General features: G+C 72.2%; 25 protein-coding genes. 9 read left to right on the forward strand and 16 right to left on the reverse strand.

What is annotated here, in order from left to right:
* Nucleotides 1-29: 29 nt before the first annotated feature.
* On the forward strand, nt 30-1,160 hold the full coding sequence (gene disA / locus AC3EUJ_RS16770) for a DNA integrity scanning diadenylate cyclase DisA (protein WP_431962033.1): 1,131 nt from the start codon (nt 30-32) through the stop codon (nt 1,158-1,160).
* A 4-nt stretch (nt 1,161-1,164) separates the two neighbouring features.
* On the opposite strand, the gene AC3EUJ_RS16775 is transcribed toward disA, so the two are convergent.
* A complete protein-coding gene (locus AC3EUJ_RS16775) occupies nt 1,165-1,995 on the reverse strand; it encodes a hypothetical protein (RefSeq protein WP_431962034.1) in 831 nt (276 codons plus the stop codon).
* A gap of 161 nt (nt 1,996-2,156) precedes the next feature.
* Here AC3EUJ_RS16775 and AC3EUJ_RS16780 point away from each other — a divergent pair, with 161 nt between their 5' ends.
* From AC3EUJ_RS16780 to AC3EUJ_RS16800, 5 genes are all read left to right on the forward strand, one after another.
* Nucleotides 2,157-3,044: an HhH-GPD family protein gene (locus AC3EUJ_RS16780; RefSeq protein WP_431962035.1), complete on the forward strand. Its 888-nt coding sequence runs from the start codon at nt 2,157-2,159 to the stop codon at nt 3,042-3,044.
* 143 nt (nt 3,045-3,187) lie between these two features.
* Nucleotides 3,188-3,757 carry a SigE family RNA polymerase sigma factor gene (locus AC3EUJ_RS16785; RefSeq protein WP_431962036.1) on the forward strand — a complete coding sequence of 190 codons (570 nt, stop codon included), beginning with the start codon at nt 3,188-3,190 and terminating at the stop codon, nt 3,755-3,757.
* Nucleotides 3,742-4,446: a hypothetical protein gene (locus AC3EUJ_RS16790; protein ID WP_431962037.1), complete on the forward strand. Its 705-nt coding sequence runs from the start codon at nt 3,742-3,744 to the stop codon at nt 4,444-4,446. Before AC3EUJ_RS16785 ends, AC3EUJ_RS16790 begins: the two co-directional genes overlap by 16 nt.
* Complete coding sequence (gene cseB, locus AC3EUJ_RS16795; protein ID WP_431962038.1) at nt 4,439-5,122, forward strand: two-component system response regulator CseB; 684 nt, start codon at nt 4,439-4,441, stop codon at nt 5,120-5,122. The genes AC3EUJ_RS16790 and cseB overlap by 8 nt, the downstream gene beginning before the upstream one ends.
* Nucleotides 5,043-6,404, forward strand: a complete 1,362-nt coding sequence (locus AC3EUJ_RS16800; protein ID WP_431962039.1) for a sensor histidine kinase — start codon at nt 5,043-5,045, stop codon at nt 6,402-6,404. Before cseB ends, AC3EUJ_RS16800 begins: the two co-directional genes overlap by 80 nt.
* 143 nt (nt 6,405-6,547) lie before the next feature.
* On the opposite strand, the gene AC3EUJ_RS16805 is transcribed toward AC3EUJ_RS16800, so the two are convergent.
* Nucleotides 6,548-8,092, reverse strand: a complete 1,545-nt coding sequence (locus AC3EUJ_RS16805) for an MDR family MFS transporter (RefSeq protein ID WP_431962040.1) — start codon at nt 8,090-8,092, stop codon at nt 6,548-6,550.
* Nucleotides 8,093-8,216: 124 nt separating this feature from the next.
* Here AC3EUJ_RS16805 and AC3EUJ_RS16810 point away from each other — a divergent pair, with 124 nt between their 5' ends.
* Nucleotides 8,217-8,801 carry a TetR/AcrR family transcriptional regulator gene (locus tag AC3EUJ_RS16810; protein WP_431962041.1) on the forward strand — a complete coding sequence of 195 codons (585 nt, stop codon included), beginning with the start codon at nt 8,217-8,219 and terminating at the stop codon, nt 8,799-8,801.
* Here the strand turns inward: AC3EUJ_RS16810 and AC3EUJ_RS16815 are convergent.
* The 3 genes from AC3EUJ_RS16815 to AC3EUJ_RS16825 all read right to left on the reverse strand — a co-directional run bounded on the left by AC3EUJ_RS16815 (nt 8,783) and on the right by AC3EUJ_RS16825 (nt 14,823).
* A complete protein-coding gene (locus tag AC3EUJ_RS16815) occupies nt 8,783-9,496 on the reverse strand; it encodes a M23 family metallopeptidase (protein ID WP_431962042.1) in 714 nt (237 codons plus the stop codon). The genes AC3EUJ_RS16810 and AC3EUJ_RS16815 overlap by 19 nt on opposite strands.
* A gap of 715 nt (nt 9,497-10,211) precedes the next feature.
* Nucleotides 10,212-11,975, reverse strand: coding sequence for an RICIN domain-containing protein (locus tag AC3EUJ_RS16820; RefSeq protein ID WP_431962043.1), 1,764 nt, complete (start codon nt 11,973-11,975; stop codon nt 10,212-10,214).
* Nucleotides 11,976-12,306: 331 nt separating this feature from the next.
* The gene (locus tag AC3EUJ_RS16825; protein WP_431962044.1) at nt 12,307-14,823 is read right to left on the reverse strand and encodes an ATP-dependent Clp protease ATP-binding subunit; all 2,517 of its coding nucleotides are present in this window, start codon (nt 14,821-14,823) and stop codon (nt 12,307-12,309) included.
* Nucleotides 14,824-15,254: 431 nt separating this feature from the next.
* On the opposite strand from AC3EUJ_RS16825, the gene AC3EUJ_RS16830 reads away from it, so the two are divergent.
* A complete protein-coding gene (locus tag AC3EUJ_RS16830; RefSeq protein ID WP_431962045.1) occupies nt 15,255-15,782 on the forward strand; it encodes an SCO3374 family protein in 528 nt (175 codons plus the stop codon).
* On the opposite strand, the gene AC3EUJ_RS16835 is transcribed toward AC3EUJ_RS16830, so the two are convergent.
* The 10 genes from AC3EUJ_RS16835 to AC3EUJ_RS16880 form a co-directional block, all read right to left on the reverse strand.
* The gene (locus AC3EUJ_RS16835) at nt 15,713-16,054 is read right to left on the reverse strand and encodes a histone-like nucleoid-structuring protein Lsr2 (RefSeq protein WP_431962046.1); all 342 of its coding nucleotides are present in this window, start codon (nt 16,052-16,054) and stop codon (nt 15,713-15,715) included. The two genes, AC3EUJ_RS16830 and AC3EUJ_RS16835, sit on opposite strands and share 70 nt — an antisense overlap.
* Nucleotides 16,055-16,219: 165 nt before the next feature.
* Entirely contained in the window at nt 16,220-16,738 is a 519-nt protein-coding gene (locus AC3EUJ_RS16840) for an amino-acid N-acetyltransferase (protein WP_431962047.1), read from the reverse strand.
* Nucleotides 16,739-16,747: 9 nt separating this feature from the next.
* On the reverse strand, nt 16,748-17,152 hold the full coding sequence (locus AC3EUJ_RS16845; RefSeq protein ID WP_431962048.1) for a BlaI/MecI/CopY family transcriptional regulator: 405 nt from the start codon (nt 17,150-17,152) through the stop codon (nt 16,748-16,750).
* A gap of 59 nt (nt 17,153-17,211) precedes the next feature.
* Entirely contained in the window at nt 17,212-17,397 is a 186-nt protein-coding gene (locus tag AC3EUJ_RS16850) for a hypothetical protein (protein ID WP_431962049.1), read from the reverse strand.
* 561 nt (nt 17,398-17,958) lie between these two features.
* Nucleotides 17,959-18,633: a hypothetical protein gene (locus AC3EUJ_RS16855; RefSeq protein ID WP_431962050.1), complete on the reverse strand. Its 675-nt coding sequence runs from the start codon at nt 18,631-18,633 to the stop codon at nt 17,959-17,961.
* 105 nt (nt 18,634-18,738) lie between these two features.
* Nucleotides 18,739-19,536 (reverse strand): type III pantothenate kinase, encoded by a 798-nt coding sequence (locus tag AC3EUJ_RS16860; protein ID WP_431962051.1) that lies wholly within the window; start codon nt 19,534-19,536, stop codon nt 18,739-18,741.
* Complete coding sequence (nadC, locus tag AC3EUJ_RS16865) at nt 19,536-20,546, reverse strand: carboxylating nicotinate-nucleotide diphosphorylase (RefSeq protein ID WP_431962052.1); 1,011 nt, start codon at nt 20,544-20,546, stop codon at nt 19,536-19,538. Before nadC ends, AC3EUJ_RS16860 begins: the two co-directional genes overlap by 1 nt.
* Entirely contained in the window at nt 20,543-22,273 is a 1,731-nt protein-coding gene (locus AC3EUJ_RS16870) for an L-aspartate oxidase (protein ID WP_431962053.1), read from the reverse strand. Before AC3EUJ_RS16870 ends, nadC begins: the two co-directional genes overlap by 4 nt.
* Nucleotides 22,270-23,124: a pantoate--beta-alanine ligase gene (gene panC / locus AC3EUJ_RS16875; protein WP_431962054.1), complete on the reverse strand. Its 855-nt coding sequence runs from the start codon at nt 23,122-23,124 to the stop codon at nt 22,270-22,272. The genes AC3EUJ_RS16870 and panC overlap by 4 nt, the downstream gene beginning before the upstream one ends.
* The gene (locus AC3EUJ_RS16880) at nt 23,121-24,056 is read right to left on the reverse strand and encodes a Rossmann-like and DUF2520 domain-containing protein (RefSeq protein ID WP_431962055.1); all 936 of its coding nucleotides are present in this window, start codon (nt 24,054-24,056) and stop codon (nt 23,121-23,123) included. The genes panC and AC3EUJ_RS16880 overlap by 4 nt, the downstream gene beginning before the upstream one ends.
* A 102-nt stretch (nt 24,057-24,158) precedes the next feature.
* On the opposite strand from AC3EUJ_RS16880, the gene AC3EUJ_RS16885 reads away from it, so the two are divergent.
* Complete coding sequence (locus AC3EUJ_RS16885; RefSeq protein WP_431962056.1) at nt 24,159-25,289, forward strand: threonine aldolase family protein; 1,131 nt, start codon at nt 24,159-24,161, stop codon at nt 25,287-25,289.
* 148 nt (nt 25,290-25,437) lie between these two features.
* Here AC3EUJ_RS16885 and AC3EUJ_RS16890 read toward each other — a convergent pair whose 3' ends face one another.
* Nucleotides 25,438-26,127, reverse strand: a complete 690-nt coding sequence (locus AC3EUJ_RS16890) for a response regulator (RefSeq protein WP_431962057.1) — start codon at nt 26,125-26,127, stop codon at nt 25,438-25,440.
* Nucleotides 26,128-26,136: the final 9 nt, after the last annotated feature.

The raw sequence follows: 26,136 nt of genomic DNA on the forward strand, positions 1-26,136 counted from the left end.
CCGGGCATCCGTACGACCGGAGGAGAGCAGTGGCAGCCAACGACCGGGCGGCAGCTCCCGGCAAGGCGGGGAGTCGCGAGGGCTCCGCCGGTGACGGCCTGATGCGCGCCTCCCTGAGCGCCGTGGCCCCCGGGACCGGCCTTCGGGACGGTCTCGAGCGGGTTCTGCGCGGCAACACCGGCGGCCTGATCGTCCTGGGTATGGACAAGACCGTCGAATCGCTGTGCACCGGTGGTTTCGTGCTGGACGTCGAGTTCAGCGCCACCAGGTTGCGCGAGCTGTGCAAGCTCGACGGCGCCCTCATCCTCGACCGGGACATCACCAAGATCGTGCGGGCCGGCGTCCAGTTGGTGCCGGACGCGTCGATCCCCACCGAGGAGACCGGCACCCGCCACCGCACCGCGCAGCGGGTCTCCATCCAGACCGGCTTCCCGGTCGTGTCCGTCAGCCAGTCGATGCGGCTGATCGCCCTCTACGTGGGCGGGCAGCGCCGCGTCCTGGAGGACTCGGCGGCCATCCTCTCCCGCGCCAACCAGGCGCTGGCCACCCTGGAGCGTTACAAGCTGCGCCTGGACGAGGTGGCGGGCACGCTCTCCGCCCTGGAGATCGAGGACCTGGTCACCGTCCGGGACGTCACGGCGGTCGCACAACGCCTGGAGATGGTGCGCCGCATCGCCACCGAGATCGCGGAGTACGTGGTCGAGCTGGGCACCGACGGCCGGCTGCTCTCCCTGCAGCTGGACGAGCTGATCGCGGGCGTCGAACCCGAGCGCGAGCTGGTCGTGCGCGACTACGTGCCGGAGCCGACCGCCAAGCGCAGCCGCACGGTCGCCGAGGCGCTCACCGAACTGGACTCGCTGCCCCAGGGCGAGCTGCTCGAACTCCCCACCGTGGCAAGGGCGCTGGGCTACGCCGGCTCGCCGGAGGCGCTGGATTCCGCGGTCTCGCCGCGCGGGTACCGGCTGCTGGCGAAGGTGCCCCGGCTGCCGAACACGATCGTGGAGCGGCTGGTCGAGCACTTCGGCGGGCTGCAGAAGCTGCTCGCCGCGAGCGTGGACGACCTGCAGACGGTGGACGGTGTCGGCGAGGCCCGGGCCCGCTCCGTCCGCGAGGGGCTGTCGCGCCTCGCGGAGTCCTCGATCCTGGAGCGCTACGTCTGACCCACTAGACGTTCTTCAGGACGAAGGACGTCTGCTTCGCGGAACGGCCCGGGAGCTTCACCTCGAGCAGATAGGTGCCGTACGGGGCCGTCCGGCCCTTGGGCGTGGCGCACTTCGGGGAGCTCGTCCGGCGGTCCCACTCGACGTCGTACGAGGTCGAGCCGCCCGCCGGGACCTGCAGCAGGTACGGGGCCCGGCTCTTGGGGCAGTCGTCGCTGGCCCACACGTGGCGGTCGTTGACGTCGGTGATGGAGAAGACGGCCGAGTCCGGGCCGAAGTCCAGCTTGCAGGCGGTGGCGGAGGGGTTGGTCGCGGTCAGCGTGAACCGGGGCCGCTCACCGGGCTCGTAGGCGTTGTCGGTGCTCCGCACGCTCAGTGAGACGCCCGGCCCGCAGTCCGGCAGCGAGGACCCCGCGGGCAACTGCGCCCCGCCGCTGCCGCTGCCACCCGAACCGCCCGTGCCCGCGGCAGCGGCGTCCGCGCCGCCGTCGGTGGCACCGGAGTCGGCGCCCTGCGAACTGCCGTCCGTGGCACCGGAGTCGCCCGCGCCGCCGTCCGTGGCGTCACCGCCGCCGCCGTCGTCGCCACCGCCACCGCCGACCGAGCCGCCGGGGCGCGAGCTGTTGAGCGGACCGCTCGCGGAGGGACCGGGGGTGATGGAGGGCGCGGGTGAACGGCCGTCCGGCCCGTTGGCGCTGTTCCCGCCGCCTTCACGGGAGTTGACGGCCCATACGGCCAGGACGGTGAGCAGCGCGAGCAGGAGCAGCACAACCGCCCGTCGCCGCCAGTAGATGGAGGACGGGAGAGGTCCCACGGGATTGCGCACAGAGCCCACGCGCAAACCTTATGCGGTTTCCCTTGAATCGGACCAAGGCACGCGCGGCACGCCGGCGACTTGTGTGATTGATCAGCAGATCTCCTCTCCGTCCCGGGGAGTCCCTCACCCGTTCGCGCTGCCCGCCGCGACGGCCCCGGGGACATAGGATCGGAGACGCTATGAACGACGACCTCGACCACCAGCAGCTGCACGACCCCGTGATCGACTGGTTCGACGACAACGCCCGCGACCTGCCGTGGCGCCGGCCCGAGGCGGGCGCGTGGGGCGTCATGGTCAGCGAGTTCATGCTGCAGCAGACCCCGGTCAGCCGGGTGCTGCCGGTGTACGGGCAGTGGCTGGAACGCTGGCCCAGCCCGGGCGCCCTCGCGGCGGAACCCCCCGGCGAGGCGGTGCGCGCCTGGGGCCGGCTCGGTTATCCGCGCCGGGCGCTGCGGCTGCACGCCGCCGCGACCGCGATCGCCCAGCTGCACGGCGGCGAAGTTCCCACGGAGCACGCCGAGTTGCTGGCCCTTCCGGGGGTGGGCGAGTACACGGCCGCCGCGGTGGCCTCCTTCGCGTACGGGCAGCGGCACGCCGTGCTGGACACCAATGTGCGCCGGGTCTTCGCGCGCGCCGTGGCCGGTGTGGAGTACCCGCCGAACGCCACGACCGCCGCCGAGCGCCGGATCGCCCACCGGATGCTCCCCGCCGACGAGGCCACCGCCGCCCGCTGGGCCGCGGCCACGATGGAACTGGGCGCCCTGATCTGCACCGCCCGCGGCCCGGAGTGCGTGCGCTGCCCGATCGCCGCGCAGTGTGCCTGGCGGCTGGCCGGCTCCCCCGCGCACGACGGCCCGCCCCGCCGCGGCCAGAGGTACGCCGGCACCGACCGCCAGGTCCGGGGCAGACTGCTGGCCGTCCTGCGGGAGGCCACGGGGCCGGTGCCGCAGGCCGCGCTGGACGCCGTGTGGCACGAGCCCGTCCAGCGCGCCCGGGCCCTGGACGGCCTGGTCGCCGACGGCCTGGTGGAGCCCCTCGAGGACGGTCTGTACCGGCTGCCCGGCTGAGTGCCGCACCGCCCGGACGGCCCCGTCGTTACACAACCGATGGGTGGCTGTGGGTTCGCCGTGCGGCGGTGGTCGCGAAAGCCGTACATCCGCTCCGTAGCGTCGGCCGGGTCGTAATCAAGCGCGCCGGACGGAGGGACGCCATGGCGGCGAATGCCCAGGGGACAGCCCAGGTGATGGACTTCGAGGAGTACGTGCGGAACCGGCAGGACGCCCTGCTGCGCAGCGCGCGCCGGCTCGTCCCGGACCCGATCGACGCCCAGGACCTGGTGCAGACGGCGCTGGCCCGCACCTATCCGCGCTGGGGCGACATCGCCGACAAGAACCTGGCCGACGCCTACATGCGCCGGGTGATGATCAACACGCGTACCGAGTGGTGGCGCGCCCGCCGGCTGGAGGAGGTGCCGACCTCCGAGCTGCCGGAGGGTTCCGTCGACGACGGCGCCGAGCAGCGGGCCGACCGGGCGATGTTGCTGGAGGCGCTCGGCATGCTGGCCCCCAAGCAGCGCCAGGTGGTGCTGCTGCGCCACTACCGGCAGCTCAGCACGGAGGAGACGGCGCACGCGCTGGGCATGTCGGTGGGTACCGTGAAGAGCACGCTGCACCGGGCGCTGGCGCGGCTGCGCGCCGAGCTGGAGCGGCAGAGCAACGGGTACGGAAGGCCCGTGGAGCCCGACACGGGCAGGACGGAGGACGTGTGCGCCGCAGCGTAGTCCCGGTGGGTGCCGCTGCCGCCGCCGTCGCGGTGTGCGGGGCACTCGTCGCCGTGACCAGCTGCCGCGACGCCGGCGGAGTGCGCGAGGAGGGCACCGCCTCGGTCGCCTCCCCCGCCCTGCCGTCCCCCTCGGTGTCACCACCGGCCCCCGACGCCCGCACCCTGGACTCCGGGCGGTCCGCGGGCCCGCGGGCGAAGGACACCATGGGCGCCGGCGACGTGATGCGCCTGGTGAAGCACGACCCCAAGGTGGCCCAGGACATCCGGGACAGCCTGGTGGCCTGCGCCGCGCCGTCCGCGGCCACCGGAGACCGCCCGAAAGCCGCACAGGAGACGTACCCGGTGGACCGCCGCTCCGGGCGGCTGACCGGCGATGACGGCACGGACCTGGTGGTCAACGTCTCGACCTGCGCGGACAACGTGGGCATCGGCAGCTATGTCTACCGCCGGGTGGGCGGCGCGTACGTCAACGTCTTCGCCGACGAGCAGCCCCCCGTCTTCGCCGAGATCGGCGACGGCACCCTGAAGGTGACCCACCAGGTGTACGAGCCGCAGGACGCGGTCTCCAACCCCTCGGGCGAGGACGTCACCACCTACCAGTGGAACGGCTCCCGGTTCGAGGAGGTCGCGTTCTCCCACCGCGACTACACGGCGGACGACGAGACGGGGAGCGGTCCGCATGACTGACACCCACGTCCTGTTCGTCGAGGACGACGACGTCATCCGCGAGGCGACGACCCTGGCGCTGGAGCGCGACGGATTCGTGGTGACGGCCGTGTCGGACGGCCTGGCCGGGCTGGCGGCGTTCCGGGCGCGGCAGCCGGACCTGGCGCTGCTGGACGTGATGGTGCCGGGCCTGGACGGGGTGAGCCTGTGCCGGCGTATCCGGGACGAGTCGACGGTTCCGGTGATCATGCTCTCGGCGCGGGCCGACGCGATCGACGTCGTCCTGGGCCTGGAGGCGGGCGCCGACGACTACGTCACCAAGCCCTTCGACGGGGCCGTGCTGACCGCCCGCATGCGGGCGGTGCTGCGGCGCTTCCGGGTGGCCGCGGCGGACGAGCCCCCGGCCGGGACCGGGGTGCTGACCTTCGGGGACCTGGAGGTGGACCCGGAGGGGATGGAGGTGCGGCGCGCCGGTGAGCGGATCGCGCTGACGCCGACGGAGATGCGGCTGCTGCTGGAGTTCTCGGCGGCACCGGGGACGGTGCTGTCCCGGGACCGGCTGCTGGAGCGGGTCTGGGACTACGACTGGGGCGGTGACACCCGGGTGGTGGACGTCCATGTGCAGCGGCTGCGGACGAAGGTCGGGCAGGAGCGCATCGAGACGGTGCGCGGCTTCGGCTACAAGCTCAGGGGCTGACGCGGTGACCGCGCGTCCAGGGGGGCCGGCGACGAGAAGGGGGCGTCCGCTGGCGAAGATCGGGCTGCGTTGGAAGGTCTGCGTAGCGATCGCCGTGGTCTCCGCGCTGGTCGCGCTGGTGCTGAGTCTGGTCGTGCACAACGCCGCCCGGGCCAGCATGATCGACAACTCTCGTGACGTGCAGAACGAGCGGGTGCAGTTCGCCCAGCGGATCTACGAGTCCACCGGCCGGCTCACCATCGACGCCCGGCTGGACGACCCGGACCTGCCCGCGCCGCTGAAGCGGCTGGCCCGGGAGGGCAAGCGGGCCACGTATGTCTCCGGCACCGGCGGCGCTCCCGTGGTGTGGGCGGAGACCCCGCTGGCGGACGGCAAGATCCTGTCGCTGAGGACGGCCTTCACCGACCGCTTCTCGGTCCTGGAGGACCTGGACCAGGCGCTGGTCATCGGCTCCTCGGCGGTCGTCGTGGGCGGCACGGCGCTGGGCGTGCTCATCGGCGGGCAGCTGTCCCGGCGGCTGCGCAAGGCGGCCGAGGCGGCGGGCCGGGTGGCCGACGGGGAGACCGACGTACGGGTGCGCGACGCGATCGGCGGCCGGGTCCGGGACGAGACGGACGAACTGGCGCGCGCCGTGGACGCCATGGCGGACGCGCTGGCCGGCCGGTTGGAGGCGGAACGCCGGGTCACCGCGGACATCGCCCATGAGCTGCGCACACCGGTGACGGGGCTGGTCACCGCGGCCGAACTGCTGCCGCCTGGACGCCCCGCCGAGCTGGTCAGGGACCGGTCGCAGGCGCTGCGCACCCTGGTCGAGGACGTCCTGGAGGTGGCCCGGCTGGACGGCGCCGCCGAGCAGGCCGACCTCCAGGGCGTGGCGCTCGGCGACTTCGTACGGCGCCGTGTCGCGGCCGCGGCCCCCGAGGCGACCGTGACCGTCCGCGGAGACGCCGTCGTCCGCACCGACCCGCGCCGGCTGGAGCGCGTCCTGGGCAACCTGCTGGCGAACGCCGCGCGGCACGGCCGGCCGCCCGTCGAGGTCACCGTCGACGGCCCGTACGTGGAGGTCCGTGACCACGGCCCGGGCTTCCCCGGCGACCTGCTCCGCGACGGCCCGAGCCGCTTCCGCACGGGCAGCAGCGACCGGGCCGGCAGCGGCCACGGCCTGGGGCTGACGATCGCCACCGGCCAGACCCGTGTCCTCGGCGCCCGTCTCACCTTCCGCAACGTGCCCCAGGAGGAGGGCGGCGGCGCGGTCGCCCGGCTGCTGCTGCCCCGCGATTGACATTGCCCTGGCCGGGAGGGGCAGTCCTGTGCCGCGTCCTCGACGGCCGCCGGTTCTCCCCCCATACGACGATGCCCGCACGCGGGTCGGACAACGACCCCCGTGCGAGCATCGGCAGCGGGTGGCGGGGTGGGCCGGGTGGCTCAGACCACCTCGACGGCGGCGACCGCCTCCTCGGTGGTGGGCGCGGTGGGCGCCGAACGCAGCGGGATCTCCTTGACGAAGAAGGCGAGCAGGAAGCCGATGACGCTGACCGCGGCGCCCCACAGGAAGACGTGGTGCGTGCCGCCCGCGACGGCGTGGAGGTAGGCGTCCTTGACGGCCGGCGGCAGCTTGGCCAGGCCCGCCGGGTCCAACTGCGCGGAGCCTGACGCCGCGCCCGAGGCGGCGTCGCCCAGGCGGTCGGTCATGGTGTTCTGCACCTGGTGGGTGAAGATCGCGCCGAAGAGGGCGACACCGAAGGAGCCGCCGATCGTCCGGAACAGGGTGGAGGACGAGGAGCCCACGCCCATGTCCTTCATCTCGACGCTGTTCTGCGCTATCAGCATCGTGATCTGCATCAGGAAGCCCATGCCCGCGCCGAGCACGGCCATCCACACACCGGAGACGAAGCGGGTGGTGCCGGTGTCCATGGTCGACAGCAGGTAGAGGCCGACGGTCATCAGACCGCCGCCGACGATCGGGAAGATCTTGTACTTGCCGGTCTGGGTGGTGATCCGGCCGGCGATCAGCGAGACGACCATCATCGCCAGCAGCAGCGGGAGCAGCAGCAGCCCGGAGTTGGTCGCGGAGGCGCCCTGGACGGTCTGCTGGTACAGCGGCAGGAAGGTCATCGCACCGAACATCACGAAGCCGACCAGGAAGCCGATCACCGAGATCAGCGAGAAGTTGCGGCTGTGGAAGATGTGCAGCGGGATGACCGGCTCCGCGACGCGGGTCTCCACATAGAGGAAGGCGGCCAGCGCGGCCAGCCCGAGCACCAGCAGGCCCAGGATCTGGGGCGAGCCCCACGCGTACTGGTTGCCGCCCCAGGTGGTGAGCAGGACGAGCGAGGTGATGCTGACCGTGAGCAGCACCGTGCCGAGGTAGTCGATGCTGGTCTTGATGTGCTTCTTCGGCAGGTGCAGCACCGCCGAGATCATGAAGAGGGCGACCACGCCGAGCGGCAGGTTGATGTAGAAGCTCCACCGCCAGCCCCAGTTGTCGGTGATGCTGCCGCCGACGAGCGGACCGCCGATCATGGCGACCGCCATGACGCCGGCCATCATGCCCTGGTACTTGCCGCGCTCCCGCGGCGGGATCAGGTCACCGATGATCGCCATCACACCGACGATCAGACCGCCGGCGCCCAGGCCCTGCACGGCGCGGAAGGCGATCAGCTGGCCCATGTCCTGCGCCATGCCGGACAGCGCCGATCCGATCAGGAAGATCACGATCGACGACATGAAGATGCCCTTGCGGCCGTACATGTCGCCGAGCTTGCCCCAGACCGGGGTCGACGCGGCGGTGGCGAGCGTGTACGAGGTGACCACCCAGGAAAGGTGCTCCAGGCCGCCCAGCTCGCCCACGATGGTGGGCATCGCGGTGCCGATGATCATGTTGTCGAGCATCGCGAGCAGCATCGCGATCATGAGCCCGAACAACACCACGCGCACGCTGCGCTGTGGGGTCTCGGCGGTCTCCGCCATCACAAGCTCCCCTACTTGTTTCATGCTTGTCTTCGGTTGCTTACCTGCCGCCCGGCTAGTTGCCTGGGGCACCCTGACAGTATGCGGCTTACTAGCCGGGCGTCAAGTAAGTTAAAGTTCGCCCATGGCAACGCCCCACGCACGCAGAGGTGATACGCGACGCCGCATCCAGGACGTCGCGCTGCAACTCTTCGCCGAGCAGGGATACGAGAAGACGTCCCTGCGCGAGATCGCCGAGCACCTGGACGTGACCAAAGCGGCGTTGTACTACCACTTCAGGACCAAGGAGGACATCCTCAACAGCATCGTCGAGGACCTGGCCTCACCGGTCGACGAGTTGATCTCCTGGGCCGCGGAGCAGCCGCGCACCCTGGAGACCAAGCGCGAGGTGCTGCGCCGCTACGCGGACGCGCTGTGGAGCGCCGGCCCGCTCTTCCGCTTCGTCCAGGAGAACCAGGCCACCGTCCGTGACCTCAGCATCGGCGAGACCTTCAAGACCAAGCTGCTCGCCGTCCACTCCCTGCTCAGGGACCCGGACGCGCCACTGACCGACCAGGTGCGCTCGATCACCGCGGTCTTCGCGATGCACGCGGGGGTGTTCGCCATGCAGAACCTCGAGGGCGACCCCGAGGACAAGCGGGCCGCCGTCCTCGAGGTCGCCCAGGAGCTGATCGCCCAGACCTACCGGGGTCAGACCGAGACGCCGTGAGCCCGCAGGTACGGCAGCGGGTTCACGGAGGAGCCGTAGTACGGGGTCTTGCGGATCTCGAAGTGCAGGTGGGGACCGGTGCTGTTGCCGGTGTTGCCGGACAGCGCGATCTGCTGGCCCTGGCCGACGTGCTGGCCGACGCGCACCTGCGTCTTCGACAGGTGGCCGTACTGCGAGTACATGCCGTTGGCGTGGCGGATCACGATGTTGTTGCCGTAGGCGCCGCCCCAGCCCGCCTCGACCACGGTGCCGGCGCTCACGGCGCGGACGCCGGCGCCGATCGGCACGGCGAAGTCCTGGCCGGAGTGCTTGTGGGCCCAGCGGGCGCCGCTCTGCAGGTAGCCGGCGGACAGCGCGTACTTCTCGACCGGCACCGACCAGCCGCTGTTGCTGCGGCTCTGCTGCTGCGGGGCGCTCTTCGCGGCCTGCGCCAGGTGGTTCTTGTGCTTCCAGTGCAGCTCGGCACGCGCCTGACGGTCGGCCTTCACGGCCTGGGCGGCGCGCTGCTGCACGTCGGCCTGCGCCCGGGTGGCGTCCGCCAGCTTCCCGGCCGCACCGAGGCCCAGCAGACTCTCGCCCCGCGTCTCCGCCATGGCCGTCCCTGCCGCACCGAGTGCCAGCGAGGCGCACACGCCGGCGGTGACGACGGTGCGACGGCCACGGAAGACGGAGTTCGAGATCTTGGGCATACGCATACGGAATTACCTCGCGGAAATAGCCGGACAAGAACATTGCGACGTGTTCGCCGCGACCCCTTGGTAACCCGGCATTCCGTCTCCCGACAAACCCCTCCGTCTACTACCGTCTTTCGTGGATTGCACCTCACGCACCCCTCGACGTGCATTTGCCGCAGGGCCTCTTTCTCCTAAGGCGATTCGTACGTGGCGCAGGTCACGTGGGTCACGTCACCGGCCCCGGGACCAAAGGGAATTTCACGTCGGGACCTAGGTCCCGTGGCCCGCGTCACACGGAACAGGAAATCCGGGAGTACGCGGGGCGCGCGAATAGGAAAAGAGCGCGAGCCGCATGGCAGGGGGCGGGGAGGTAAATCCTCCGGCCGTGGGCGTACGGCCGACATCGCCCGTCGCGGGTCCTCTGGTCACGAGACTCCTCGCGGCCGAGGGCCCCGGCGCGGGCCTCGTGGACCGGCCTGTGCGCATGCGCGCCACTGGCCGCCGAGCCGGTGCGACAGGCCCTGTCTCCCAGGGACTGTCCGGGCACCCGTGCCGCTGTCCGAGGAGGGCGACTTCGGGTGGCTCGCCGCGCTCGCCGTCGACGGCCGGTGGGAGAACGTCCTGCGCATGGCGGTCGCGACCCGCTCGCCCGCCCGCGCGAGCGGGTCGCGACCCCCTGGGCGTGACCGTCGTCCCGTCACCGCGTCGGGGCGTCACCGGCCGTCCCGGGACCGCCTCAGGGGCGCGCGCCGTCCCGGTCCCCCCAGCCGTCCCAGCCGCCGTGACGCCAGCCGCCGCGGCCGCCACCGCCGCAGTACCCGTCGCAGGGGTCCTCACCGGAGGTCGGCGAGACCTCGGCCGACGGCGTCTGACTCGGCGGCACCGAGGGGAGCGCGGCCACCCGGGTCGAGCCGGCGAGCAGCTGCGCGTCCGTGGTGTACGCCACCGACTGGAAGCGGGGCGGAGCGATGGAGGTGTCGAAGGTCCAGCGCTGGACGGGCCGGCCGTCGCGGGGCCTGAGGACGACCTCCGCACCCGGCCCGCGGCCCGCGGGGGCGACCGCGAGCTGCTGGTTCCAGCGGGGGATGAGGTCCCCGGTCAGGGTGAGGTCGTAGCGCACGTCCTCCGCACCGGTGACGAAGGACGCCGTGCACAGACCCAGTTCCAGGGCGGGGCCGTGGTGGGAGTTGAGGCAGTACGCGGGCTGGGCGACGCTCCGCATGAGGCCGTCCGGCTCGTACGACCAGAACTGCGTGGCACCGGAGTCGCAGCGCGCGGTGGCCGCCTCGGTGCCGAGGACGGTCCGGCGGCCGGACAGGTCGATGCACAGGTCGTTGTCGTTGTTCCGGAGCCGGCCGCGGAGTCCGTCGCCGGGGACGGGCTCGGCGGTGACCGTGCCCGAGCCGGGCGCGCTGTCCGAGGCGGTGACCGAGGCCGAGGCGGTGGGGGACGCCGTGGCCGTGGTGGGCGCCGTACCGGAGGCACGGTCGTCGGTCCCGCCGTCGCCGCCGGTGAGACCGATGGCCAGGGCGGTCACGACGGCGCAGCCGCCGATGCCCAGCAAGGTCGCGGCGAGCCGCCGGCGGCCGCCGGCCGTGGCCCGGCGCCTGCGGCCGCCGCGGCGCCGTCCGGGGGGACCGCCGGAGCCGCTCCCGGCATCATTGTCACGCGCCGCCCGGCGGGTGGGGCGGGAGTCGTAGTAGCCCCGCGCCTCCCAGACCAGCACGGCCTCGGCGATCAGCACGCCGAGCCGGTCCCCGGAGTGGTCGAGCTGCTCGGCCGCGTACCGGCAGTGGTCGCACCGCGCGATGTGGCGCTGCAGGTCGGGTACGAGCCCGGCGCCACCGCGGTGGATGGAGATGTCCAGCAGCCGGCTGAACGGCAGGCAGGCCTCGTACGGCGCGAGGTCGCGGTGCGCCTGGACGCAGGCCTCGCGGAAGCGGGTACGAGCCAGCTCCAGCTGGGCCGCGGCCCGCCCCGGGTCGATGCCCAGCAGCCCGGCCGGCACGTCCAGCGGCTCGGCGTCCACCTCGGCGTGCCAGAGCAGGCAGCGCGCGGGCTCGGGAAGCCGCATGAAGGCCCGGTTCGCCAGCCGGCGGTTCTCCGGTACCGCCAGGCGGGTGTCGCTCTGGTCGGGGCGGGGGCGCAGCCGCCGGTGGAGCCAGGCGCGCCGGCGGTCGACGGCCCACTCCTCGGCGATCTTGTGGACGGTGATCAGCAGTTCGGGGCGCCAGGCGGCCGTGGGCCCGGTCAGTCGCAGGGTGTCGACGAAGACCCGGGTGAACGCGGCCGCCGCGAGTATCCCGGCGGCGTGCCCGGAGACCGTGCACAACTCCGCGTACTCGGAGACCGGCCGCCAATGGCGGGCCAGCAACTCCTCGAACGGCTGGTGCGCGCCTTCCTTTCCCAGGGACTTTCCGATCTCTCCGGACAGCGCCTCGTCCGGTACGCGGAACAACCGGCCGGGGTGCGCGGAATTCGGGTGCGGGGATTCCTTCAACGAGAGTTTCCTTCCGCGTTCGCCCCGCCGGAAAAAGTACGCACCAACGCGCCGGCGCGGGAAGCACCTACATGGGGGGAGGTGAGGCCGGGGCGCCGGTGAGGGGGCAAGGCGGCCTCTCCTCACTCTCGGCTGATCTTTTCGAATGCCTGCCGGAATGACGGCACGACACCGGCCGGGGCACGGAGAAGGAAGGGTCCGTGCTGAACATCGCTCACCTTTCCACAAATGCAACCGGCGTAACAAGGGTGGGTTCATCAGGAACACAAAACGCGACCGACCCCGCCGCACTAATGTGCGGACGGGGTCGGTCGCGTGCGATTACTTGCGGTTACGCTTCCTTGCTGAGGTTCGGCCCGCCGGCCGCCTCGACCGGAGGCGCGTCGGCGACGGCGACCTTCTCCTCACCCCGGAAGGTGAACTTGGTTTCCTCGCCCTCGCCCTCGGTGCCCACGACCACGATGTGACCGGTACGCAGCTCGCCGAAGAGGATCTTCTCGGAGAGCACGTCCTCGATCTCGCGCTGGATCGTCCGGCGCAGCGGCCGGGCGCCCAGCACCGGGTCGTAGCCCTTCTTGGCGAGCAGCTTCTTGGCCTCGGGGCTGAGCTCGATGCCCATGTCCTTGTCCCTGAGGCGCTCGTCCACCCGGGCGATCATGAGGTCGACGATCTGGATGATGTCTTCCTCGCTGAGCTGGTGGAAGACCACGATGTCGTCCACACGGTTCAGGAACTCGGGGCGGAAGTGCTGCTTGAGCTCCTCGCCGACCTTGGCCTTCATCCGCTCGTACCCGGTCTTGACGTCACCCGCGGCCGCGAAGCCGAGGTTGAAGCCCTTGGAGATGTCCCGGGTGCCGAGGTTGGTGGTCATGATGATGACCGTGTTCTTGAAGTCCACGACCCGGCCCTGGGAGTCGGTCAGGCGACCGTCCTCCAGGATCTGCAGCAGGCTGTTGAAGATGTCCGGGTGGGCCTTCTCGACCTCGTCGAAGAGGACGACCGAGAACGGCTTGCGGCGCACCTTCTCGGTGAGCTGGCCGCCCTCCTCGTAGCCGACGTATCCGGGCGGGGAGCCGAACAGCCGCGAGACGGTGTGCTTCTCGCTGAACTCGGACATGTCGAGCTGGATCAGCGCGTCCTCGTCGCCGAACAGGAACTCGGCGAGCGTCTTGGAGAGCTCGGTCTTACCGACGCCGGACGGGCCGGCGAAGATGAACGAGCCACCGGGGCGCTTGGGGTCCTTCAGACCGGCCCGCGTGCGGCGGATGGCCTGCGAGAGGGCCTTGATCGCGTCCTTCTGGCCGATGACGCGCTTGTGCAGCTCGTCCTCCATGCGCAGCAGACGCGAGGACTCCTCCTCGGTGAGCTTGAAGACCGGGATGCCCGTGGCCGTGGCCAGGACCTCGGCGATCAGCTCCTCGTCGACCTCGGCGACGACGTCCATGTCGCCGGCCTTCCACTCCTTCTCCCGCTTGGTCTTCGCGGAGAGCAGCTGCTTCTCCTTGTCGCGGAGGGAAGCGGCCTTCTCGAAGTCCTGCGAGTCGATCGCGGACTCCTTCTCCCGGCGCACGTCGGCGATCTTCTCGTCGAACTCGCGCAGGTCCGGCGGAGCGGTCATCCGGCGGATACGCATCCGGGAACCGGCCTCGTCGATCAGGTCGATCGCCTTGTCCGGCAGGAAGCGGTCCGAGATGTAGCGGTCGGCGAGGGTCGCCGCGGCCACCAGGGCGGCGTCCGTGATGGACACGCGGTGGTGGGCCTCGTAGCGGTCCCGCAGGCCCTTGAGGATCTCGATGGTGTGCGGCAGCGACGGCTCCGCGACCTGGATGGGCTGGAAGCGGCGCTCCAGGGCCGCGTCCTTCTCCAGGTGCTTGCGGTACTCGTCGAGCGTCGTGGCGCCGATGGTCTGCAGCTCACCGCGGGCGAGCATCGGCTTGAGGATCGAGGCGGCGTCGATCGCGCCCTCGGCGGCGCCCGCACCCACCAGGGTGTGGAGCTCGTCGATGAACAGGATGATGTCGCCGCGGGTGCGGATCTCCTTGAGCACCTTCTTCAGGCGCTCCTCGAAGTCACCGCGGTAGCGGGAGCCGGCCACCAGGGCGCCGAGGTCCAGGGTGTAGAGCTGCTTGTCCTTCAGCGTCTCCGGGACCTCGCCCTTGACGATGGCCTGGGCCAGACCCTCGACGACGGCGGTCTTGCCGACGCCGGGCTCGCCGATGAGGACGGGGTTGTTCTTGGTGCGGCGCGACAGCACCTGCATCACGCGCTCGATCTCCTTCTCGCGCCCGATCACCGGGTCGAGCTTGGTCTCACGAGCGGCCTGCGTGAGGTTGCGGCCGAACTGGTCCAGGACGAGCGAGGTCGAGGGGGTGCCCTCGGCCGGGCCGCCGGCGGTGGCGGCCTCCTTGCCCTGGTAACCGGAGAGCAGCTGGATGACCTGCTGCCGCACCCGGTTGAGATCGGCGCCCAGCTTCACGAGGACCTGGGCGGCGACGCCCTCGCCCTCGCGGATCAGGCCGAGCAGGATGTGCTCGGTGCCGATGTAGTTGTGGCCGAGCTGGAGGGCCTCGCGGAGCGACAGCTCCAGGACCTTCTTGGCCCGGGGGGTGAAGGGGATGTGACCGGACGGGGCCTGCTGGCCCTGGCCGATGATCTCCTCGACCTGCTGGCGGACCGCCTCGAGCGAAATCCCGAGGCTCTCCAGGGCCTTAGCGGCGACACCCTCACCCTCGTGGATAAGGCCCAGGAGGATGTGCTCGGTGCCGATGTAGTTGTGGTTGAGCATCCGGGCTTCTTCCTGAGCCAGGACGACAACCCGCCGCGCGCGGTCGGTGAACCTCTCGAACATCGTTAATCGCTCCTCAGAGCGGTCGGGCAGTTAGGGGCGTGTCCCCTCCCTGTCCTTCCGCATGCTAGTCCCGCACAGCGGGGCAGCTCACTTCAACCGTCGACACCTTGCGAGGTCGTTAACCCCCGCGCCGTCGACAACAGCCACAACCCGATGGTGCGAGACGATGTTCCCGCAGGCCAGGCGGATAGCCCTTTATCCAGTACGCCGAGGGCGAACGCCCCGCCTGTCCGACATGGCCGTCGTCCGTTCCCACTAGGTATTTCTTACCCGCCCGCACGGACAGTCCATGCCGGGAGCACGCCCGCTGTCTGCTATAGGCGAACAGACTTGCGTCGCGTGGATTCACGTAGGGTGACGAATCCGGCCCGCCGGACACTCCCGGTGACCCGGCTCGTAACCCGGGGCCCCCGGAGGACGTTGCGCAGGACATGCAGGCCTCACGGGTCCCGGCGACCCTGGAACACGCGGACGCGCTCGACGTACCGGCGGCGGCGGGGCACGAGGTGCTCGGCCGCTTCCCGGCACCCCAAACGGGTCCGGTCGCCCTGGCGGGGCACCGGATGCGGTTCTTCGTCGCCCCGGGCAGCGCCGAGGAGCTGCCCGGCCTGCTGGACTGGCTGGAGTGGAGCGGCATCCCGCTCGACCTCGTCCCGCTGCGCGGGCGGGAGGCCGCCTACGACGACGGCGCGCCCGCCTGGCTCCGGCCGCCCGTTGCGGACGGCGGGCGCCACGCCGGCGCGCCGCTCTCCCTGCCCGGGATGGCGTTCGGCACGCAGCCCGCCCCCGCGGCGGACGGACGCTCCGGGGGGACCGTGGGCCTCGCGGCCCTGGTCTCCGCGCTCGCGACCGCCTGCCACCGGGTCCGGCTGCGTCTCGCCCGGACCGATCAGCCGTGCGCCTTCTCGTACGCCTCGCGGATCTGCGCGGGCACGCGGCCACGGTCGTTGACCTCGTAACCCTCTTCCTTGGCCCACGCGCGGATCTTCGCGGTGTCCTGGCTCGTGGCGCCGCCGCGGGCGGCGCCCTTCACGGCGCGGCCACGGCCGGCCCGGCCACCGGTGCGGCGGCCCTTGTCCACGTACGGACCGAGGAGACCACGCAGCTTGTCGGCGTTGTCGGTGGTGAGGTCGATCTCGTACGTCACTCCGTCGAGTGCGAACGTCACGGTCTCATCCGCCTCGCCGCCGTCGAGGTCGTCAACAAGAAGGACCTGAACCTTCTGTGCCACCGGCTTCCCTTTCATCGAATACGGATAACCGGTAAAAGCAAACCGCCTTTTCCCGGAAAACTCAAACCCCTTGCCCGAACTGCTCCCGGCCCGGTAGGCATCCCCGCGGTCTTCCGCGGAACGATTCGGACATACTGTTGTGCCGGACGGACGCCCTGGGCAGCCTCACAGATGCAACAGCATCCGGCTGTTGCCCAAGGTGTTGGGTTTCACTCGTTCGAGGTCGAGGAACTCGGCCACTCCCTCGTCCTTTGACCGCAGCAGCTCACCGAAGACGTCACCGTCGACCGGCGTCTCACCGATCTCCACGAAGCCGTGCTTGGCGAAGAAGTCCACTTCGAAGGTGAGGCAGAAAATGCGCCGCACTCCCAGCCACCGCGCGGTCTGCAGCAGCTTCTCCAGCACCAGATGCCCGACCCCCTTGCCGTGCTGCGCCGGATCGACCGCGAGGGTACGCACCTCGGCGAGGTCCTCCCACATCACGTGCAAGGCGCCGCAGGCCACCACTTCGGCGTCCTGGTCGTGTTCGGCCACCCAGAACTCCTGGATGTCCTCGTAAAGCGTCACGGTCGGCTTGTCGAGCAGGATGCGGTCGCGGACATAGGCGTCGAGCAGTCGCCGGACAGCCGGCACGTCGGCCGTCCGGGCCCGGCGGATGGTGACGTCATTTGATGCGGCGCGCATGTGCGGACGCTATCGCCCGTCCGATCCGTCCGTGTCCCCGGGGTCACCCGGATCAGCGGATTGCACCACACGCATTGCGTCACGGAGCGCTTCTCGCTGTTCCGCGGACATCATGCCGAAGAAGGCGACAAGGGCCGCCGCGGGGTTGTCGCTCGCGGCCCACGCCTCGTGCATGAGAGCCGCCGAGTAAGCGGCCCGAGTGGAAACCGCCTCATAGCGATAGGCGCGCCCTTCGGCTTCCCGCCGGAGCCAGCCCTTCTGATGAAGGTTGTCCATTACGGTCATGACCGTCGTGTACGCGATCGAACGCTGCCGGCGGAGATCCTCCAGCACCTCGCGCACCGTCACCGGGCGGTTCCAGCGCCACACCCGGGTCATCACGGCGTCTTCGAGGTCTCCCAATGGACGGGGCACACCCGAATACTAGTTGCTTACGGACTGACCCAATGCCCGGAATGCCGGAAATATTGAGGTCATGCCCGCTTCGCGGTGCCGCCCGAGCGCTGGGCCGGGGGCTGGGCCCCGGACAGCGCGGCGTCGACCACCGCGTCCTCCTTGGCCTTGTTGACCCCGCCCTGGCTCCTGATCAGCGTCCGGATGAGGAAGGTGAACGCGATGGCCATCACGGTGGGGGGCACGAGCGCGGAGACGTAGTCCATGGCACCAGGGTAGCCACGTCCCCTGGCGCGGCCCGCGGGGGACCACCACCGGGGCAGTCCGCCCGGCCGGTCACGCCGTGGCCCCGGCCCGCCGCCGTGCGGACGGCCACGAGCGCGTCACCCGCGGCGGCTACGCCGCCGTACGCGCCCTGCGGCGGGCCGCCGCCATCAGGAAGCCCCCCAGGGCCGCGCACGCCGCCGAGCCGGCCACCAGGGGGCCGCACGGGGCCCGCGCCGGAACCGCCAAAGGTGCTTCCCCCCGAACCGGACGGCGCCTCGGCCGTGATCGCGAGGGCGCCCGCGTCGTTCTTCTGGCCCATCCGGTCCACCACAGTCGACGTCCCAGCCCTCCTGCGCGGCGAGCGACCGGGCCGCCGCCGGCCCGCCCGCGTCCTTCGCCGCCGGGGCCTGGGCCTTGCGGACGAGGCCGAGCGGGGCCATGGGGCTCATGCCGGGTCCCCCTTGAGGGAAGTCGGCAGTCGGGTGGCGCGCCCCCGAACGCACGGGAGACGTCACGGGAAGGAGCCGTGACGTCTCCGCAGGTTGTGCGGTGGCTTCGCGTCAGCCCGTGGCGCGCTCCTCGGGCGGCGGCGGGGTGCGCCGGCGCGGCGGGAAGATCTCGGCCGGTGTGGGCACCTTGCGCTTCTCCTCACCGGGTTCCGGCGCGGCCGGCTCGGTGGGGGGCGTCTTCGGCTCGGGCTTCGGTCCCGGCTTGGGATCGTCCGAGGCCGCCCGTCCGCCGGGCAGCGCGCGCAGCCGGGCCCTGCCGGTGGAGGGGGTGCCGCAGGGCTGCGAGGGAGCGGGGATGCGAGCCTCCAGGCGGGCGCGCACGTCGAGTTCCGCCAGGTGCTCGCAGCGGCGCAGCACGGCCCGCCTGCGGTGCGCCTCGGCGTCCGTGCACGGCGCGTCGTGCAGTCGGCGCAGCGCGGCGAGGTCGTCCGGCAGGGGCACGTAGCCCGTGTCGAGCGCCCCCGTCAGCCGTTCGAGGTAGCCGGCGGCGCTGCCCGGCAGCGCCGCCCGGTACCGGGCGAGTTCCGCGAGCTGGAAGGTCCGCAGCCGCCCGCCCTCGCGGGCCGCCTCGTCGACGTCCTCGGCGAGGCGCAGATAGTCCCTGACCTCGTCGGGAGTGGGCATCATGGAGCTGGACTGGAGGGCCGCTGAGAGGGCGCGCCGGAGCACGCGCAGTTCATCCGCGCTGAACGCCATTCCGCCTCGGGACCCGTGTGGCGTGGGCATGGTCTGACTTTACGTACTAAGCGGACAAAATACGCGTAACCAGATATGGCCGGGCGCGCCGCGAGCGTCCCCCGTACACCTGCCGGGCCGTCAGGTCGTCTGTCGTCAGGTCGTCGACACGTTCCGCTCGTAGACCAGCCGGAGGCCTATCAGGGTCAGCCAGGGCTCGTGGACGTCGATGACCGCCGACTCGCCCAGCACCAGCGGCGCCAGGCCGCCGGTGGCGATGACCGTCACGTCGTCCGGGTCGTCGGCGAGTTCCCGGGCCATCCGCTCGGCCACGCCGTCCACCTGGCCGGCGAAGCCGTACAGGATGCCGGACTGCATCGCCTCGATGGTGTTCTTGCCGATGACGCTGCGCGGGCGGGTCAGCTCCACCTTGCGCAGCTGGGCGCCGCGGGCGCCCAGGGCGTCCACCGAGATCTCGATGCCGGGGGCGATGGCGCCGCCCGCGTACTCGCCGCGCGCCGTGACCGCGTCGAAGGTGGTGGCCGTGCCGAAGTCCACCACGATGCACGGCCCGCCGTAGAGGTGCACGGCGGCCAGGGAGTTGATGATCCGGTCCGAGCCGACTTCCTTCGGGTTGTCGGCGAGAACCGGCACGCCGGTCTTGACGCCCGGTTCGACCAGGACCGCGGGCACGTCACCGTAGTAACGGCGCGTCACCTCGCGCAACTCGTGCAGCACGGAGGGGACCGTGGAGCAGATGGCGATCCCGTGGATGTTGTCACCCAGTTCCTCGCCGAGCAGCGGGTGCATGCCCATCAGGCCCTGCATGAGGACGGCCATCTCGTCCGCCGTGCGGCGCGGGTCGGTGGAGACCCGCCAGTGCTCGACGATCTCGTCCCCGTCGAACAGCCCCAGGACGGTGTGGGTGTTGCCGACGTCGATGGTGAGCAGCATCAGTCCCGCTCCGACCCCTCGGACCGCAGGTCCAGTCCGATGTCGAGGATCGGCGAGGAGTGCGTCAGGGCGCCCACGGCCAGGTAGTCGACGCCGGTCGCGGCGTAGGCGTGGGCGTTGTCCAGGGTGAGCCGTCCGGAGGACTCCAGCAGGGCGCGGCCCGCGACGATGGCGACCGCCTCCTCCGTATCGGAGGGGGTGAAGTTGTCCAGCAGGATCAGGTCCGCGCCCGCCTCCAGGACCTCGCGGACCTGGTGCAGGGTGTCGACCTCGACCTCGATCGCCAGCTCGGGGAACTCGTCGCGGACGGCCTTGAAGGCGGCCGCCACGCCGCCCGCGGCGACCACGTGGTTGTCCTTGACCAGGGCGGCGTCCGACAGCGACATGCGGTGGTTCACGCCGCCGCCGCAGCGGACCGCGTACTTCTCCAGCGCGCGCAGGCCCGGGGTCGTCTTGCGGGTGTCGCGAACCTTCGCCTTGGTGCCCTCCAGCGCGTCGGCCCAGCGGCGCGTGGTGGTGGCGATCCCGGACAGCCGGCACATCAGGTTGAGGGCGCTGCGCTCGGCGGTCAGCAGGTCCCTCGTACGGGTGCGCACCGAGAGCAGCACTTGACCCGCCTCGACCCGGTCGCCGTCCTCGACGTGCCGCTCGACCTCGAACTCGTCGGTGCACACGATGGACAGCACCGCCTCGGCGACCCGCAGCCCGGCGACCACGCCGGCCTCGCGCGCGGTGAAGTCACCGGTGGCCAGGGCGTCCTCGGGAATGGTGGCCACGGTGGTGACGTCCACCCCGCCGTCCAGGTCCTCCTCGATGGCCAGGTGCGCGACGTCCTCGACCAGCACCGGGTCCAGCCCTGCGTCGACGAGCAGCCGCGCCAGGTCGGGGTCGAGACCGCACTCGCTCGGGTCGTGCGCGTAGTCGCCGCCGGAACCGCAGCCGCAGCCGTCGCCGCAGCCACCGCCGCCGGCACCGCCGATCTGCAGGAGGGGGAGGTCGGGCGTGCTCATCGCAGGTGCTCCGTTCCAGGACGGGTCGGTGGGAGGTCCGCTGTGGGGGTGGTGCGGATGGTGAGACTAGTGGGTGCGGCGGGCAGCCCCGCACCACCGGAGGGGAGCCGGACGACGATGTGCCGGCGCCAGTGCGCGTCGTCGCGCCCGGGCCGGTCCTCGCGCCAGTGGCAGCCGCGGGTCTCCTCACGGCGGCGGGCCGCCTCGACCAGGACCCGGGCGACCAGGCAGAGGTTGGTCGCCTCCCAGCTCTCCACGCAGGGCTCGGCCGTCTTGCCGTCGCGTTCCAGCAGCTCCTCGGCGTCGGCGTACATCCGGCTCAGGGCGGCCGCCGCACCGTCCAGACTGTCCGCGCTGCGCAGCACGCCCGCGCCGCGGGTCATGATCCGCTGGATATCGAAGCGGGCCTCGGAGGGCAGCAGCGGGAAGCGGGCCGGGTCCGGGACCACCGGGGGGCCGGGGGCCGCAGGGTGCTCCGCGATGTCGGCGGCGATGCGCTCGGCGAAGACCAGCCCCTCCAGGAGGGAGTTGGACGCCAGCCGGTTGGCGCCGTGCACGCCCGTGCAGGCGACCTCGCCGCACGCGTACAGGCCGGGCACCGTGGTGCGGCCGTGCAGGTCGGTGCGGACGCCGCCGGAGGCGTAGTGCGCGGCGGGGGCCACCGGGATCGGCTGCGTCACCGGGTCGATGCCGTTGGCGCGGCAGGCGGCGAGGATCGTCGGGAAGCGCCGCTCCCACATCCGGGCACCGAAGTGCCGGCCGTCGAGGTACATGTGCTCGGCGCCGGTCTCCTGCATGCGGCGCGTGATGCCCTTGGCGACGATGTCGCGCGGCGCCAGCTCGGCCAGTTCGTGCTGCCCCTGCATGAAGCGCACCCCGTCGGCGTCCACCAGGAACGCGCCCTCCCCGCGCACCGCCTCGGAGACCAGCGGCTGCTGGCCCTCCGCGTCCGGGCCGAGGAAGAGCACCGTCGGGTGGAACTGCACGAACTCCAGGTCCGAGACCTCCGCCCCGGCGCGCAGCGCCAGCGCCACTCCGTCGCCCGTGGACACCGCCGGGTTGGTCGTGGCCGAGAAGACCTGCCCCATGCCCCCGGTGGCCAGCACCACGGCGCGGGCCCGGACGGCGCCGACGCCGTCGCGCTGCCCCTCGCCCATGACGTGCAGGGTGACGCCCGCCGCCCGGCCCTCGGCGTCGGTCAGCAGGTCCAGCACGAGCGCGTTCTCGATGAACTCGATCCTGGCTTCACGCACCGCCTCGATCAGCGCCCGGGAGATCTCCGCACCCGTAGCGTCGCCGCCGGCGTGGGCGATCCGGCGGCGGTGGTGGCCGCCCTCCCGGGTCAGCATGATCTCGCCGGTCGCCTCGCTGGTGTCGAAGTGCGCGCCGGTCGCGATCAGCCGGCGGACGGCGTCGGGGCCCTCGGTGACCAGGGTGCGCACGGCCTCCTCGTCGCAGAGTCCCGCGCCCGCCACGAGGGTGTCGTCCAGGTGCTGCTCCGGGGTGTCGCCCTCGCCGAGGGCGGCGGCGATGCCGCCCTGCGCCCAGCGCGTGGAACCGTCGTCGAGCCGGGCCTTGGTGACGACCGTGACCTTGGCGCCCTGCGCGGCACAGCGCAGCGCGACCGTCAGCCCGGCGACCCCGGACCCGACCACCACCACGTCCGCCTCGTGCGCCCAGCCGGGTGCGGGGGCGTGCAGCCGTATGCCTGTACCTGTGCCGCTCATCGGCGGGCTCCGAACTCCAGGGGAATGTTGTCGATCAGCCGGGTCGTGCCGACCTTGGCGGCGACGGCGAGCACCGCCGGCCCGGTGTGGCCGGGGGCGGCCTCGGTGAAGTCGCGCGGGTCGATCAGGGCGAGGTAGTCCACCGCGAGGCCTTCGCCCTTCTCCAGCACCGTCCGCGCCGCGTCCCGTACGGCGTCCGGCCCGTCGTCCAGCGCGTCGCGGCCCGCGAACAGGGCGCGGGAGAGGGTGAGGGCGATCACGCGATCGCCGTCGGAGAGGTAACGGTTGCGGCTGGACAGGGCCAGGCCGTCCGGCTCGCGGACCGTGGGCACGCCGACGATCTCGGCCGGGAAGTTCAGGTCCGTCACCATGCGGCGGATGAGGGCCAGTTGCTGGGCGTCCTTCTGCCCGTAGAAGGCGACGTCCGGCCGGGTCAGGTGGAGCAGCTTGGCGACGACGGTCAGCATGCCGTCGAAGTGCCCGGGGCGCGAGGCGCCCTCGTAGCCCTCGCCCATCGGCCCGGCGCTGATCCGTACCTGCGGCTGCCCGCCGGGGTAGACCTCGTCGACGGCGGGCGCGAAGACGACGTCCGCGCCGGCCCGCCCGGCGATCTCGACGTCCGCGTCGAGGGTGCGCGGGTAGCGGTCGAAGTCCTCGTTCGGCCCGAACTGCAGCGGGTTGACGAAGACGGTGACGACGACCGTGCCGTCCCCCACCCGCTCGCGGGCGGTCCGCACGAGCGTGGCGTGCCCCTCGTGCAGTGCGCCCATGGTCATGACGACCCCGACCTCGCCGGGCCGGCCCTCGACCGCCTCCCGCAACTCGCTCGCGGTGTGCACCAGCCTGGTCATCGCTTTTCCCCCTCGGCGCCGTCCGCCAGGACGCCCAGCAGTGCCTCCGCGAACTCCGCCTTCAGCATTCCGCCGGCCAGCGCGCGGTCCGCCGTGGCGCGGGCCATCGCGACGTACGGGGCCACCATCTCCGGGGCGTGCAGGCGCAGCTCCGCCAGGTGCGCGGCGACCGTGCCCGCGTCACCGCGGGCCACCGGCCCGGTGAGCGCGGCGTCACCGGAGCGCAGGGCGTTGTCCAGGGCGGCGCCGAGCAGCGGGCCCAGCATCCGGCCGGGCTCGGTGACACCGGAGGCGCGCAGCAGCTCCATGGCCTGGGCGACCAGGGTGACCAGGTGGTTCGCGCCGATCGCCAGGCCCGCGTGGTAGAGCGGACGCGCCGACTCCTCGATCCACTCGGGCTCGCCGCCCATCTCGATCACCAGCGCCTCGGCCGCCATCCGCAGCTCCGCTGGGGCCGTGACACCGAAGGAGCAGCCTGCCAGCCGCTGCACGTCGACGGAGGTGCCGGTGAAGGTCATCGCGGGGTGCAGGGCCAGCGGCAGCGCGCCCGCGCGCAACGCCGGCCCCAGCACGCCGGCGCCGTACCGGCCCGAAGTGTGCACCAGCAACTGGCCCGGCCGTACGGCCCCGGTCTCGGCGAGGCCGGCCACCAGCCCGGGCAGCGCGTCGTCCGGCACGGTCAGCAGGACGAGCTCGGAGCGGGCCAGCACCTCGGCCGGCTCCACGAGCGGCACGTCGGGCAGCAGGGCGGCCGCACGGCGCCGTGAGGCGTCGGACACGCCCGACGCAGCGACCGGGTGGTGCCCGGCGAGTCTCAGCGCGGCCGCGAGCGCGGGACCGACCCGGCCCGCGCCGACGACACCGACCGTGAGCCGCGCGGGGCGGGCCTCCACGTCGGGGGGCAGGGGCCCCTGGTTGTGCGATGCGTTCACGCTGCGCTGGCCTTCCGTTCCAGTCCTCACGGGGGTACCGGACGTTCTCGTCAATGCTACGCGAATGTTTCGCGGCGCCCTCCGGGGCGGCAGGATCGGTCCATGACCTCTGCCGATGACGAGAAGGCGCGGCGCATCGCCGCCGTACGCTCCTGCGACCGGGTGCTGTCCCACGGGAAACCCGCCACGATGCGGGAACGGCTGGCGCGGCTGGCCGGACGGGAGGGTCTGGACGGCCCCCTGGACATGTACGGCGACGGGATCGTCGCCGAGCTGGAGCAGCGCGTGGCCGGGTTGCTCGGCACGGAGGAGGCCGTCTGGTTCCCCACCGGGACGATGGCCCAGCAGGTCGCCCTGCGCTGCTGGGCGGGCCGCACGGGCAACCCGGTGGTCGGGCTGCACCCGCTGGCCCACCCCGAGGTGCACGAGCGCGGCGCGCTGGCCGCGCTGAGCGGACTGCGGACCGTCCACCCCACCACGGCCCGCCGGATACCGGACGCGGACGAAGTGCGCGGCATGGACGAGCCCTTCGGCACGCTCATGCTGGAACTGCCGCTCCGGGACGCCGGATTCGTCCTCCCCACCTGGGACGAGCTCACCGCCACCGTGGCCGCGGCGCGGGAGCGCGACGCCGTCGTCCACTTCGACGGCGCCCGCCTGTGGGAGTGCCCGCCGCACTTCGGGCACCCCCTGGACGAGATCGCGGCGCTCGCCGACAGCGTGTACGTCTCCTTCTACAAGTCCCTCGGCGGCGTCTCCGGCGCCGCGCTGGCGGGCCCGGCCGACCTCGCCGCCGAGGCCCGCACCTGGCGGCACCGCTACGGCGGGCTCGTCTTCCAGCAGTGGCCCGCGGTGCTGGCCGCGCTCGACGGGCTCGACCACGAGTTGCCGCGCCTGCCGGAGTACGTGGCCCACGCGAAGATCGTCGCGGCGGCCCTGCGGGACGCGCTCGCGGGGACGGGGTGGGTCCGGGTACACCCGGAGGTGCCGCACACGCACCAGTTCCAGGTGTGGCTCGCGGAGTCCCCGGACGTCCTCAACGAGGCCGCGGTGCGGCAGGCCGAGGAGACCAAGACGGCGCTCTTCGGGCGCTGGGCGGGGGCGGACGTGCCGGGAGTCGCGATGACGGAGGTCACGGTGGGGGCGTCGGCGCTGGAGTGGGACGCGGCGGCGGTCGCCGACGCGGTGGCGGACTTCGCGCGCTTCCTCGCGGGGGTTCGCGCCGACGCGTGACGTTGCGTGCGGCGCCCCGACCGGTGACCGCCTCGCGGGGGGTGCGCGAGGGGGGAGCGGGAGGGCGGGAGGGTGCCCGCCGCAGGCGCGAACGGCCCGCACACGGCAACCGGACCGCAACCACCACCGCGCCGCACACGCGGCACGCTCAGGCGCCGCCGCTGCCCGCGCGGACCAGGCCCGTTTCGTACGCGAGGACGACCGCCTGCACCCGGTCCCGCAGATCCAGCTTCGTGAGGATACGCCCGACATGCGTCTTCACCGTCGCCTCGCTGAGCACCAGCTTCGCCGCGATCTCCCCGTTCGACAGCCCCTGGGCGACCAGCATCAGCACCTCGCGCTCGCGGTCCGTCAGCCGGTCCAGCTCCTTGTGCGTCGGCTGGCTCGCGCTCGGCAGCAGCGGGGTGAAGCGGTCGAGCAGGCGCCGGGTGGTGCTGGGGGCGACGACCGCGTCGCCGCTGTGGACCGCGCGGATCGCCGTGAGCAGCTCGTCCGGCGGGACGTCCTTGAGCATGAAGCCGCTCGCGCCGGCCTTCAGGGCGGAGAAGGCGTACTCGTCGAGGTCGAAGGTGGTCAGGATGAGCACTCGCGGGCCGCCGTCGTCGGGGGTGCGGTCGGGGGCGCCGCAGATCTGGCGGGTGGCCTCGACGCCGTCCAGGCGGGGCATGCGGACGTCCATGAGCACCACGTCCACCGGGGTGGTGCGCAGCGTCTCCACGGCCTGGGCGCCGTCCCCGGCCTCGGCGACGACCTCCATGTCGGGCTGGGCCTGCAGCACCATGCGGAAGCCGGTGCGCAGCAGCACCTGGTCGTCGACGAGCATCACGCGGATCGCCATGGGTCGGGT

The organism is Actinacidiphila sp. bgisy160, from assembly GCF_057707815.1.